Annotated in this window: 11 protein-coding genes; 4 read left to right on the forward strand and 7 right to left on the reverse strand. The window is 71.4% G+C overall.

Features of this window, described 5'->3' with window-relative positions:
• Nucleotides 1–57 precede the first annotated feature (57 nt).
• The 3 genes from DTL70_RS19440 to DTL70_RS19450 are packed head-to-tail and all read right to left on the reverse strand — an operon-like array spanning nt 58 to nt 2,620.
• Entirely contained in the window at nt 58–471 is a 414-nt protein-coding gene (locus tag DTL70_RS19440; RefSeq protein WP_114023269.1) for a RidA family protein, read from the reverse strand.
• Entirely contained in the window at nt 468–1,271 is an 804-nt protein-coding gene (locus DTL70_RS19445; protein ID WP_114023270.1) for an IclR family transcriptional regulator, read from the reverse strand. The genes DTL70_RS19440 and DTL70_RS19445 overlap by 4 nt, the downstream gene beginning before the upstream one ends.
• On the reverse strand, nt 1,268–2,620 hold the full coding sequence (locus tag DTL70_RS19450) for a sugar kinase (protein ID WP_114023271.1): 1,353 nt from the start codon (nt 2,618–2,620) through the stop codon (nt 1,268–1,270). Before DTL70_RS19450 ends, DTL70_RS19445 begins: the two co-directional genes overlap by 4 nt.
• 135 nt (nt 2,621–2,755) lie before the next feature.
• Between DTL70_RS19450 and DTL70_RS19455 the strand changes: the two genes are divergently transcribed.
• Nucleotides 2,756–4,063 carry an alanine racemase gene (locus DTL70_RS19455; protein ID WP_114023272.1) on the forward strand — a complete coding sequence of 436 codons (1,308 nt, stop codon included), beginning with the start codon at nt 2,756–2,758 and terminating at the stop codon, nt 4,061–4,063.
• A gap of 45 nt (nt 4,064–4,108) precedes the next feature.
• Nucleotides 4,109–5,704, forward strand: coding sequence for an N-acyl-D-amino-acid deacylase family protein (locus tag DTL70_RS19460; protein WP_114023273.1), 1,596 nt, complete (start codon nt 4,109–4,111; stop codon nt 5,702–5,704).
• Between the two features lie 3 nt (nt 5,705–5,707).
• Here DTL70_RS19460 and DTL70_RS19465 read toward each other — a convergent pair whose 3' ends face one another.
• Nucleotides 5,708–6,235 carry a Uma2 family endonuclease gene (locus tag DTL70_RS19465; RefSeq protein WP_114023647.1) on the reverse strand — a complete coding sequence of 176 codons (528 nt, stop codon included), beginning with the start codon at nt 6,233–6,235 and terminating at the stop codon, nt 5,708–5,710.
• 62 nt (nt 6,236–6,297) lie between these two features.
• Nucleotides 6,298–7,029: a PAQR family membrane homeostasis protein TrhA gene (gene trhA, locus DTL70_RS19470; protein WP_114023274.1), complete on the reverse strand. Its 732-nt coding sequence runs from the start codon at nt 7,027–7,029 to the stop codon at nt 6,298–6,300.
• A 267-nt stretch (nt 7,030–7,296) separates the two neighbouring features.
• Between trhA and DTL70_RS19475 the strand changes: the two genes are divergently transcribed.
• Nucleotides 7,297–9,150, forward strand: a complete 1,854-nt coding sequence (locus DTL70_RS19475) for a phosphoenolpyruvate carboxykinase (GTP) (RefSeq protein WP_114023275.1) — start codon at nt 7,297–7,299, stop codon at nt 9,148–9,150.
• Nucleotides 9,151–9,210: 60 nt separating this feature from the next.
• On the opposite strand, the gene DTL70_RS19480 is transcribed toward DTL70_RS19475, so the two are convergent.
• Nucleotides 9,211–9,624 (reverse strand): SCO4983 family protein, encoded by a 414-nt coding sequence (locus tag DTL70_RS19480; protein ID WP_114023276.1) that lies wholly within the window; start codon nt 9,622–9,624, stop codon nt 9,211–9,213.
• Nucleotides 9,625–9,711: 87 nt separating this feature from the next.
• Nucleotides 9,712–10,923 carry a pyridoxal phosphate-dependent aminotransferase gene (locus tag DTL70_RS19485; protein WP_114015547.1) on the reverse strand — a complete coding sequence of 404 codons (1,212 nt, stop codon included), beginning with the start codon at nt 10,921–10,923 and terminating at the stop codon, nt 9,712–9,714.
• A gap of 106 nt (nt 10,924–11,029) precedes the next feature.
• Here DTL70_RS19485 and DTL70_RS19490 point away from each other — a divergent pair, with 106 nt between their 5' ends.
• On the forward strand, nt 11,030–11,695 hold the full coding sequence (locus DTL70_RS19490) for a TetR/AcrR family transcriptional regulator (RefSeq protein WP_181860996.1): 666 nt from the start codon (nt 11,030–11,032) through the stop codon (nt 11,693–11,695).
• The last annotated feature ends 12 nt before the right edge of the window (nt 11,696–11,707 follow it).

The following is an 11,707-nucleotide window of genomic DNA, read 5'->3' on the forward strand; positions in this document are numbered from 1 at the left end:
GCACGCCCCGGGGAGCGCCCGTCTGGGCGGCCCCGGGGCGGGGTGGGGCAAGGAAGCTCAGCCGAGGACGGCGAGCGCGTCGATCTCGACGAGGAGACCGGCGGGGAGGCCGACGTACACCGTCGTACGTGCGGCCGGCGCCTCGGTCAGGGAGGCGAAGTACTCGTTGTAGATCTCGTTGAACTCCGCGAAGTGCGAGGTGTCCGTCAGGTACACCCGGATCATCACGGCGTCCTCCCACGTGGCGCCGCCCTCGGTGAGGATGGCCTCCACGTTGGCGAGGGTCTGGAGGGTCTGCTCGCGCAGGGTGGGGCCGACGGGCGTCGGCGCCTGCCCCTCGACGGCCGGGCCGAACCCGACCTGCCCGGCGACCTGCAGGACGTTCCCCTTGCGCACGCCGTGCGAGAACTTCGCGGGCGGCGTCGTGTGGGTGGCCGGGGTCAGTGCGGCCTTGGACAGCTTCTCGCTCATGGTGCGGCTCTCTTGTGTCGCGGATGGGGGTGTCTCCCGCCCGTGGGCTGCGGGAGGATCGGCTGCCCCACGTACTCGGCGCTGATGGCCTCGGCCGTACGCCGCACGCGGGGCAGCAGGGAGAGGAGTTCGTCCGCGGAGACGACGACGTTCGGCGCGGAGACCGACATGGCCGCCACCACGCGCCCCTCGGCGCCCCTGATGGGGGCTCCGACGCAGTTGATGGACTCCTCGTGGCCACCCAGGTCGGTGGCCCAACCCTGTTCGCGCACCCGGGCCAGCTCCGCGAGGAACGCGGCGGCGTCGGGCGTCGAACGGGACGTGTAGCGGGGGTAGTCGAGCCGGTCGGCGACGGCGCGCCGCTCCGGCTCTGGCAGGTCGGCCAGCAGCAGTTTGGCCACGGCCGCGACGGTGATCGCCACGGGCTTGCCGATGCGCGAGTACATCCGCACCGGGTAGCGGCTCTCGACCTTGTCGATGTAGAGGACCTCGTCCTCCTCGTAGACCGCGAGGTGGATGGTGTGCCCGCAGGCGGCGTTGAGCTCGGCCAGGTGCGGGTGCGCGATCTCGCGGACGTCGAGGTTCTCCATCGCCTCCTGCGCGAGCGCGAACAGGCGTGCGCCCAGCCGGTAGCGCTGGTCCGGCTGCCGGTAGACGATGCCGTGCTCGTGCAGCGTCCGCAGCAGCCGCAGCGCCGTCGACTTGTGCACCTGAAGCCGGGAGGCGACCTGCTCCAGGTTGGCGGGGCCCTCGGCGAGCAGCGGCAGGATGCTGAGCGCCCGGTCCACGGTCTGGCTCATGCGCCCACCTCCGCCTGCGTACCGTCGGACTGTCCGTCGCCGCGCTGATCGTCACCGGGCTGTCCGTCACCGGGCTGCCCCTCACCGGACTGTCCGTCGTCCGCAGTCTTCGGGCCGCGCGCGCCCGGCAGCGTCCGCGGCGGCGTCCCGGCACTCCATCCCGGGCCCAGCCGCAGCGCCTCCCAGGCGGCGTCGTCCAGGGCCACCAGCCGGTCGGCCGCCTCGCGCGCCGGCGGCGCGGCCAGGTCGCCCGCGGCGGTCAGCACGGCGGCTGCGCTCAGGTGTCCGTGCCGCAGCCGCTCCCGCACCGGAAGCCCGCGCAGCGTGCCGGCCAGGAAGCCGGCGGCGAAGGCGTCACCCGCGCCGACGGGCGAGACGACGTCCACGCGCAGGGCCGGCGCGAACACACCGGCCGACTCCCCGACGAACGCGGTCGCCCCCAGGCTGCCCTGCTTGACCACGAGTACGGCGGGTTCGGGCAGTGCTTCGCGCACGGCGTCGGGTCCGCCGGTGACGCCCCACGCGGCGGCGGCCTCGTCCTCGCCGACGAACACGATGTCGCTGTGGCGGGCGAGCTCGCCCAGCACCTGCCCGCCCGGCTCGGGCGCCGTCCGCCACAGGCCGACCCGGTAGTTGACGTCGAAGGAGACCAACGGGCCCGGCTCGCTGCCGGAGGCGGCGGCGGGGCGCGCGGAGGTGAGGGTCCGCAGCAGGGCCAGGCAGTCGGCGGAGAGGGCCGCGGTGATGCCGGTCAGGTGCAGGATGTGGCCGGCCCGCGCCGCGTGCGGCGGCACGTTGGCCGGGGACATGGCGGAGGCCGCGGAGCCCGCGCGGTAGTAGACCACCTCGGAGAACGGGGCGGGCTCGGGTGAGGTGACGGGCTCGGTGCCGGTGGCGGACCCGGGGCCGGTGGCGGATTCGCTACCGATGGCGGGCTCGGTGCCGGTGGCGGACCCGGGGCCGGTGGCGGATTCGCTGCCGGTGGCGGATTCGCTACCGATGGCGGGCTCGGTGCCGGTGGCGCGTTCGCCGTCCGTGCGGAAGTAGATGCCGGTCGGCCGCTCGGGGTCGCGTGCGACGGCCGTGGTGTCCACCCCGTGCGCGGCGATCGTGCGGACCAGGTGGTCGCCGAAGCCGTCCGTGCCCACTCTGCTGACCCAGCGGGCACGGTGTCCGGCGCGGGCCAGCGCGCAGGCGACGTTGGACTCGGCACCGCCGATCGTCCGCTCGAACGAGGGCACGTCGGCGAGCGGTCCTGGGCGCGAGGGCAGGAACGTGACCATGGACTCGCCCAGGCAGACGACGTCGGTCTCGGGGGTGGTGGTCACGGTGGGTCCCGCTCCTGTCATGCGCCGGTTGCTCGGGTGACCGGTTCCATTGACCGGCCGTTCGGCGGGATGCTAGACAGCCATAAGCGTCATACGCAATGGACGTTGCAAAATATGCAACGACTTCCTTTCACGGTATCTCTCACGGAGTCCCGCATGGCAGCCCCCGGCCCCCGCCACACCGCAGTCGCCCACGCCGCCGCCCGGCTGGCGGCCGAGCCCGCCGACCACCGCTTCAAGGGCCTGCCTCCGGACGCGGCGGCCGCGGGTACCACGCTCGGGGAACTGGCCGCCGAACGCCGCTCCCTGTTCACCGGCGGCTTCACCACCCCCGTGCTCGCGCTCTCGGCCGAGCGCCTGGACCACAACCTCGCCGCGCTCTCCGCCTACACGGCCCGGCACGGTCTCGCGTTCGCCCCGCACGGCAAGACCTCCATGGCCCCGCAGCTGTTCGCCCGCCAGATCGAGCAGGGCGCCTGGGGCATCACCCTGGCCGTCCCCCACCAGGTGCGGGTCGCGCGCGCGTTCGGCGTGCCCCGGATCTTCCTCGCCAACGAGTTGGTGGACGCGTCGGCGCTGCGCTGGCTCGCCTCCGAACTCGACGGCGACCCGTCCTTCCGCTTCGTCTGCTACGTCGACTCCGCAGCGGGCGTCGCCCTCATGGACGAGGCACTGCGCGCGGCCGGGGCGCGGCGGCCCGTCGATGTCGTCGTGGAACTCGGCGCCGGGGACGGGGCACGCACCGGCGTCCGTACCGAGGAGGAGTGCGCCGCCGTCGCCGACGCGGTCGCCGCCACCGCGACGCTGCGCCTGGTCGGCGCCGCCGGCTACGAGGGCGAGGTGCCGGGCGCCACCCTGGAGGCCGTAGGGGAGTGGCTGCGGCGGCTGATCGCCCTCGCAGCCGCGTTCGATGAGGCCGGGCGCTTCGCGGGGCTGGACGAGATCGTGCTGAGCGCGGGCGGCAGCGCCTGGTTCGACGCCGTCGCCGAGGCCTTCGGCCAGGTGCCCGAGATGTCGGCGCCCGTGCTGAAGCTGCTGCGCTCCGGCGCCTACGTCTCCCACGACGACGGCCACTACCGCCACCTGACGCCCTTCAACCGGCACCCCGAGGAGGGCGCGCTCCAGGCCGCGTTCACCCTGTGGACGCAGGTCGTCTCCCGGCCGGAGCCCGGACAGGCCTTCGTGAACGCGGGCAAGCGGGACGCCGCCCACGACCTGGAGCTGCCCGAGGCGCACGTGGTGCGGGGCCTCGATGGCACCGTGCGGTCCGCGGAGGGCATCTCCGTCACCTCCCTGAGCGACCAGCACGCCTGGCTCCGCGTGGCGGAGGGTGTCGCCCTCGAGGTCGGTGAGTGGATCGGTTTCGGGATGTCGCACCCCTGCACGATCTTCGACAAGTGGCAGGTCATCCCGGTCGTCGACGCCGATGGCACGGTCACCGACCTGATCCGCACCTTCTTCTGAAAAAGCCCCAGCCCCGCCCGCACCCGGAAAGGGACGGCACCACCCATGGACCTGGTCATCCGCGACGCCCGCGTCATCGACGGCACCGGCGCTCCCTCCTACCGAGCCGACGTCGGCATCGAAAACGGCCGCATCACCCACCTCGCCCGGGAGGGCGAGCCGCGCCCGAGCGGCACCCGCACCCTCGACGCCGAAGGCCGAGCGCTGGCGCCGGGCTTCATCGACATGCACGCCCACTCCGACCTGGCGATCCTGCGCGACCCCGACCACTCGGCGAAGGCGGCCCAGGGCGTCACCCTCGAGGTGCTGGGCCAGGACGGCCTCTCGTACGCGCCGACGGACGACACGACCCTCGCCGCGATCCGTGAGGCCATCACCGGCTGGAACGGTGACGGCAGCGACATCGACTTCGACTGGCGCACCGTCGGCGGCTACCTCGACCGCATCGACCGGCAGGGCGTGGCCATCAACGCGGCGTACCTGATCCCGCAGGGCAGCGTGCGCATGCTGGCGACCGGGTGGGACGACCGTCCGGCCACCGCCGACGAGGTGGCCACGATGAAGCGGCTGGTCGCCGAGGGCATGGAACAGGGTGCCGTGGGCATGTCGTCGGGGCTGACGTACACGCCCGGCATGTACGCCTCGGACGCCGAGCTGACCGAACTGTGCCGCGTCGTCGCCCGGTACGACGGCTACTACTGCCCGCACCACCGCTCCTACGGCGCCGGCGCGCTGGAGGCGTACGCCGAGATGGTGGCGCTCACGCGCGAGGCGGGCTGCGCGCTGCACCTGGCGCACGCCACCATGAACTTCGGCGTCAACAAGGGCAAGGCGCCCGAACTGCTGGCGCTGCTGGACGCGGCGGTGGCGGACGGCGCCGACATCACGCTGGACACCTACCCCTACACCCCCGGCTGCACGACGCTCGCCGCGATGCTGCCGAGTTGGGCCAACGAGGGCGGCCCCGAGGCGACCCTGGCGCGGCTGCGCGACCCGGCGACGACGGCCCGCATCCGGCACGTGATGGAGGTCGAGGGCGCCGACGGCTGCCACGGGGTGCCGATCGAGTGGGACCGCATCGAGATCTCCGGGGTGAGCGACCCGGAGCTGACCGACCATGTGGGCCGCACCGTCGCCGAGTCGGCGGCGGCGCGCGGCGAGGAGCCGTGGACGACGGCGCACCGGCTGCTGATCGAGGACCGGCTCGGCTCGACGATCCTCCAGCACGTCGGCCACGAGGAGAACGTCCGCGCGATCATGCGGCACCCGGTGCACACGGGCGGCAGCGACGGCATCCTCCAGGGCGCCAAGCCGCATCCGCGCGCCTACGGGACGTTCCCGCAGTACCTGGGCCGGTACGTGCGCGAGTTGGGCATCCTCTCGCTGGAGGAGTGCGTCGCCCACCTCACGGGCCGCGCCGCGGCACGGCTGCGCCTGCCCGACCGGGGCACCGTCAAGGAGGGCAACGTGGCCGACCTGGTCGTCTTCGACCCGAACACGGTCGCGGCGACCTCCACGTTCGAGCAGCCCCGCTCCCTGCCGACCGGCATCCCGCACGTCCTGGTCGCGGGCCGCCCGGTCATCGAGGACGGACGCCGCACGGACGTCCTGGCCGGACGGGCGGTACGGCGGCAGGGGTGAGGGTCAGCTCCGTACGGGGAAGGCCGAGGTGTCGATCTCGACCCGCTCACCGGTGCTGAGCGTCAGCCTGAGAGGCTCCCCGTAAGGGATCTCCTCGACCTTCGCGTATCCGGTCGCGTACGGCTCGGTCATCAGCGTGCAGAGCTTTTTGAACGGGTCGGCAATCACATACAGGTCGACCCCGAACCGTGCGTACTTGGCGACGTTGCGGACGTAGTCCTTGTCATCATCGGGTCGGGAGGGGACTTCGAGAGCAGCGAGGACTTCGGTGCAGTTGTAACTGTTACCGCGACGTTCCGCTTCCTCGGCGAGGATCACGAGGTCGGGTGCCGCGTCGTTCTCACCAGGGAATCTCACCAGCACGTCGCTGAACACGCGGTCTCTGCCGATGGGCGTTTGCCACACCGCGTAGCGCGCCTCGGCCACAGTCACGTCCTGCTCCGGACTCTGCGGAGTCATGATCACTTCCCCGTCGAAGATTTCGACCGTGTACCCCTCCGGCACAGCCCCACGTGCGAGCAGGTCATCCATCACCGTCACGACAGCTCACCTCCTGCGGCCATTATGCGTGACCGATTCCCTGGCCACAGGCCCTACGCGTGCTGGTAGGCGACCAGGGAGATGCCCACGTAGTGGACGACGAAGGCGGCCAGCGTGAAGGAGTGGAAGACCTCGTGGAAGCCGAACCAGCGCGGTGAGGGGTTGGGGCGCTTGATGCCGTACACGAGGCCGCCGGCGCTGTAGAGGACACCGCCGACGATCACGCACACCAGGACGGCGATGCCGCCGGTGCGCATGAACTCGGGCAGGAAGAAGACGGCAGCCCAGCCCATGGCGATGTAGCAGGGCGTGTAGAGCCAGCGGGGGGCGCCGACCCAGAAGACGCGGAAGGCGATGCCGAGCGCCGCGGCGATCCAGATGCCCCACAGCAGCAGGTCGCGGCTGCCGTCGGGCAGCAGCAGGATGGTCAGCGGCGTGTAGGTGCCCGCGATGATCAGGAAGATGTTGGCGTGGTCGAGGCGCCGGAGCACGGCGTTGGCCCGGGGGCTCCAGTCGCCGCGGTGGTAGAGCGCGCTGACGCCGAAGAGCAGGCACGCCGTCAGCGTGTAGACGGCGCACGCGACGCGGCCGCGTGTGCTGTCGCCGAGAGCGGTCAGGAACATGCCGGAGACCAGGACTGCGGGGAACATGCCCAGGTGCAGCCATCCACGCAGCTTCGGCTTGATGAGCTGTGCCGCTTGGTGCGCCGAGGCGGACAGCCTGCCGGCGGAAGCCGAGGGGGAGGAGGTGGCGGGCTCCGGGGTCGGGGGCGCGGAGTCTGTCATCGCGCCATCGTACCCACGACCTACGGCACCGTAGGTTGAAGGGCTCTTTACCGCTCATCGTACGGGCGCACAACAGGCGTGATGACCGTGGGTGTCGACGAACACACACCCTCCGTCTGGACAGACGCCCCCGCGCGCCCGCATGATCAGATGAGCACAAGCGGCACCGGATGAGCGAGAAAGACCCACTGCCACGAATGCATCCGGGTCGCGGCCCCCAAGGGGCGCGCTTGACAGCAGAACACCCTCAACCTGTCTGGAGCGATCGTGGCGCGCAGTACTGCGGCTCCCACCACCACAACCCTCTCCTCCCCCGCCGGGGAGGATGCCCCCACCCGCCACCAGGAGTTGCTCTCCTGGGTCGACGGGATCGCCGAACTGACCCAGCCGGAACGCGTGGTCTGGTGCGACGGCTCCGAGGCCGAATACGACCGCCTGTGCGGAGAGCTGGTCGAGCGGGGGACCTTCCGGAAACTCGACCCGGTCAAACGCCCCAACTCCTACTACGCCGCCTCCGATCCGTCCGACGTCGCCCGCGTCGAGGACCGCACCTTCATCTGCTCCGAGCGGGAGGAGGACGCGGGTCCGACGAACCACTGGAAGAACCCCGCGCAGATGCGCGAGATCTTCTCCGGGGAACAGGGCGTCTTCCGGGGCTCCATGCGCGGCAGGACCATGTACGTCGTGCCCTTCTGCATGGGCCCGCTCGGCTCCCCGCTCTCCGCACTCGGCGTGGAGATCACCGACTCCGCCTATGTCGCGGTCTCCATGCGCACCATGACGCGCATGGGACAGCCGGTCCTGGACGAACTCGGCGACGACGGCTTCTTCGTGAAGGCCGTGCACACCGTCGGCGCCCCGCTGGCCGCCGGCGAGTCGGACGTGCCCTGGCCCTGCAACCCGACCAAGTACATCTCCCACTTCCCCGAGGCCCGCGAGATCTGGTCCTACGGCTCCGGGTACGGCGGCAACGCGCTGCTCGGCAAGAAGTGCTACGCGCTGCGCATCGCCTCCGTCATGGCCCGCGACGAGGGCTGGCTGGCCGAGCACATGCTGGTGCTGAAGCTGACCCCGCCGCGCGGGGAGGCCACGTATGTGGCGGCCGCGTTCCCGTCCGCCTGCGGCAAGACCAACCTGGCGATGCTCCAGCCGACGCTCCCCGGCTGGAGCGTCGAGACCATCGGCGACGACATCGCCTGGATGCGGTTCGGCGAGGACGGGCGGCTGTACGCCATCAACCCGGAAGCCGGCTTCTTCGGCGTCGCGCCCGGCACCGGCGAGGACACCAACGCCAACGCCATGAAGACCCTGTGGGGCAACGCGGTCTTCACCAACGTCGCGCTCACCGAGGACGACGACGTGTGGTGGGAGGGCATGACCGACGAGAAGCCGGCCCACCTGACCGACTGGAAGGGCAACGACTGGACGCCGGACTCGGCGACGCCGGCGGCCCACCCCAACGCACGCTTCACGGTCCCCGCCGCGCAGTGCCCGATCATCGCGCCCGAGTGGGAGGACCCGCGCGGCGTGCCGATCTCCGCCATCCTCTTCGGCGGGCGGCGCGCGACGGCCGTACCGCTGGTGACCGAGTCCTTCGACTGGCAGCACGGCGTCTTCCTCGGCGCCAACGTGGCCAGCGAGAAGACCGCAGCCGCGGAGGGCAAGGTCGGCGAGCTGCGCCGCGACCCGTTCGCGATGCTGCCCTTCTGCGGCTACAACATGGGCGACTACTTCGCCCACTGGCTGGAGGTCGGCGAAGGGGCCGACCCGGCGAAGCTGCCGAAGATCTACTACGTCAACTGGTTCAAGAAGGACGAGAACGGTGCCTTCGTCTGGCCGGGTTTCGGTGAGAACACCCGCGTGCTCAAGTGGGTCGTCCAGCGGCTGAACGGGGAGGCCGAGGGGGTCGAGACCCCCGTCGGCATCGTCCCGCGGGGCGCGGACCTCGACACCGAGGGGCTCGGGCTGTCCGAGGCCGAGCTGGACTTCGTCCTCGATGTCGACAAGGAGGTCTGGCGCGACGAGGCCGCGCTCGTCCCCGACCACCTGAACACCTTCGGTGACCACACCCCGAAGGCCCTGTGGGACGAGTACCACGCCCTGGTGCGGCGCCTGGGCTGAGCGCCGCCGCGCGTGGCCTGAGCCCCACCGGGGCCCGGGCCGCGCTCCGCGCGGAGTGCGTTACGCGGGCACCGCCTGAGTGGCGGTGTAGGCGGCGAGGCGTTCGGTCATCAAAGCGGTGACGGCCTCGTCGCCACGCGACGAGGCCACCGCGAGGGCGGTGCCCGCGAGGGTGTGCGCCCGCGCGTGGAGCGAGGCCATGTGGGCGGCGTCGTCCCGCGCGGCGGTCGGCTCGGCGCGCAGGGGCGCGCGTCCCGACAGGAGCCGTGCCGCGTGGGCGGCGAGCTCGTGCGCCGCGGTGTCCAGCGCGGTGGAGGGCGCCAGCACGCGCAGCTCGTCGGTGACGGTCAGCAGCGCGGTCAGGTGCCCGGCCAGCCGGATGTCGAGCTCTTCCTCGCGGGTGCGCCGGGGCAGCTCGGCATGGGCGTCCTCGGCCACGGTGTGGACCGACTTGGTGCGGATCGGTTCGTACATGGAGGGCCTCCTGGTGCGTTCAGGAAGCCATCCTAACTTGGACTCCGTCTAAAGTTGTCCGGCGTTCACGGAACGGTCACGCAGCGCTCACGGCTGTCCGTATCCGTCCAGGAAGCGCCCGATGCGCGTCACCGCCTCGCGCAGCTCGTCGGCGGCCGGCAGGTTGACGATGCGGAAGTGATCGGGCTCGGGCCAGTTGAAACCGGTGCCGTGGACGATCATGATCTGCTCCTGCCTGAGCAGGTCGATCACCATCTGCCGGTCGTCCTTGATCTTGTACACCTTCGGGTCGAGGCGCGGGAAGGCGTAGATCGCGCCCTTGGGCCGCACACAGGTGACCCCGGGAATCTGCGTGAGCATCTCGTACGCCGCGTCACGCTGCTCCAGCAGCCGCCCGCCCGGCAGCACCAGGTCCTCGATCGACTGCCGCCCGCCCAGCGCGGCGGCCACCGCGTGCTGGGCCGGCATGTTGGCGCACAGCCGCATGTTGGCGAGGATCGTCAGGCCCTCGATGTAGCTGTCGGCGTGCGTCTTGGGCCCGCAGACCGCCAGCCAGCCGCTGCGGTAGCCGGCCACCCGGTAGGACTTCGAGAGGCCGTTGAACGTCAGCGTCAGCAGATCGGGGGCGATCTTGGTGGTCGGGGTGTGCGTCACACCGTCGTAGAGGATCTTGTCGTAGATCTCGTCGGAGCACACGAGGAGCGAGTGGCGGCGTGCGATGTCGGTGAGGGAGCGCAGCATCTCCTCGTCGTAGACCGCACCCGTCGGGTTGTTCGGATTGATGATCACCAGCGCCTTGGTACGGTCGGTGATCTTGCTCTCCAGGTCCGCCAGGTCGGGCATCCAGTCGGACTGCTCGTCGCAGCGGTAGTGCACGGCCGTACCGCCCGCCAGCGAGACCGACGCCGTCCACAGCGGATAGTCGGGCGCCGGTACGAGCACCTCGTCACCGTCGTCCAGCAGCGCCTGCATCGCCATCTGGATCAGCTCCGAGACGCCGTTGCCCAGATAGACGTCCTCGACGGACACCTCGATGCCCTGCTTTTGGTAGTGCTGCATCACCGCACGGCGCGCGGCCAGCAGCCCCTTCGCATCGCCGTACCCGTGCGCCGTGCCCACGTTGCGGAGCATGTCCTCGAGGATCTCCGGCGGACAGTCGAACCCGAACGCCGCCGGATTGCCGGTGTTGAGCTTGAGAATCTGGTGCCCCGCCGCCTCCAGCCGCTGCGCCTCCTCCAGGACCGGGCCCCGGATCTCGTAGCAGACGTTGGCGAGCTTCGTCGACTGGATGACCTGCATGGAGCCAGCCTAAGCGCGCCCCGTGCACCTCGCCCCGTGTTTTCCCTCACCTCGGTGACAGCCCGCTCATGGCCGCACCAGCAGGTCATGGCCGACAATGAGGGCCATGGCCCCCGCACGCACCGCATCCGCCGACGACACCGCCGCTGGCGCGGACCTCCGCCCAGCGAAACCGGGTCTGCGCGAGCGGAAGAAGATCCAGACCCGCCAGGCCATCCGCACGGCCGCCTACCGCCTCTTCGCGGAACAGGGCTACGACGCCACACCCGTCGACCAGATCGCCGACGCGGCGGAGGTCTCCCCCAGCACCGTCTTCCGCTACTTCCCCACCAAGGAAGACATCGTGCTGACCGACGAGTACGACGCGCTCGTCGAGGACGCCCTGCGCGAGCGGCCCCCCGGCGAGCCGCCGGTCGCGGCGCTGCGCGAGGCGCTGTACACCTCGCTGGCCCGTGTCTACCGGTCGGACGCCACCGAGACGTTCCAGCGCGTGCGCCTCATCCGCGAGGTCCCCGCCCTGCGCGGCCGCCTCAGCGAGCACTCAGCCGACACGGCGTGGCTGCTGCGCAGGGCGCTGGCCGAGCGCACCGGACGCCCCGAGGACGACCTGGAGCTGCGGATCGTCACCGGCGCCATGCTGGGGGCCCTGATGGAGGCCCTGTACTCCTGGGCCGACACCGAGCAGGAACCGGGCCCGGCAGGCAGCCTGGAGGACCTGCGCGCCCTGGTGACCCGGGCGCTGGGCGTTCTGGAACGCGGCCTGACGCTGTAGCCCCCCGGAGGG

The organism is Streptomyces diacarni (genome assembly GCF_003323715.1).
GTDB lineage: Bacteria > Actinomycetota > Actinomycetes > Streptomycetales > Streptomycetaceae > Streptomyces > Streptomyces diacarni.

Excerpts from the sequence above, each read along its gene's own strand:
- DTL70_RS19455 (WP_114023272.1), top strand. The coding sequence starts at position 2,756 with ATGGCAGCCCCCGGCCCCCGCCACACCGCAGTCGCCCACGCCGCCGCC.
- DTL70_RS19480 (WP_114023276.1), bottom strand. The coding sequence starts at position 9,624 with ATGTACGAACCGATCCGCACCAAGTCGGTCCACACCGTGGCCGAGGAC.
- trhA (WP_114023274.1), bottom strand. The coding sequence starts at position 7,029 with ATGACAGACTCCGCGCCCCCGACCCCGGAGCCCGCCACCTCCTCCCCC.
- DTL70_RS19485 (WP_114015547.1), bottom strand. The coding sequence starts at position 10,923 with ATGCAGGTCATCCAGTCGACGAAGCTCGCCAACGTCTGCTACGAGATC.
- DTL70_RS19450 (WP_114023271.1), bottom strand. The coding sequence starts at position 2,620 with ATGACAGGAGCGGGACCCACCGTGACCACCACCCCCGAGACCGACGTC.
- DTL70_RS19465 (WP_114023647.1), bottom strand. The coding sequence starts at position 6,235 with ATGGATGACCTGCTCGCACGTGGGGCTGTGCCGGAGGGGTACACGGTC.
- DTL70_RS19445 (WP_114023270.1), bottom strand. The coding sequence starts at position 1,271 with ATGAGCCAGACCGTGGACCGGGCGCTCAGCATCCTGCCGCTGCTCGCC.
- DTL70_RS19460 (WP_114023273.1), top strand. The coding sequence starts at position 4,109 with ATGGACCTGGTCATCCGCGACGCCCGCGTCATCGACGGCACCGGCGCT.
- DTL70_RS19440 (WP_114023269.1), bottom strand. The coding sequence starts at position 471 with ATGAGCGAGAAGCTGTCCAAGGCCGCACTGACCCCGGCCACCCACACG.
- DTL70_RS19490 (WP_181860996.1), top strand. The coding sequence starts at position 11,030 with ATGGCCCCCGCACGCACCGCATCCGCCGACGACACCGCCGCTGGCGCG.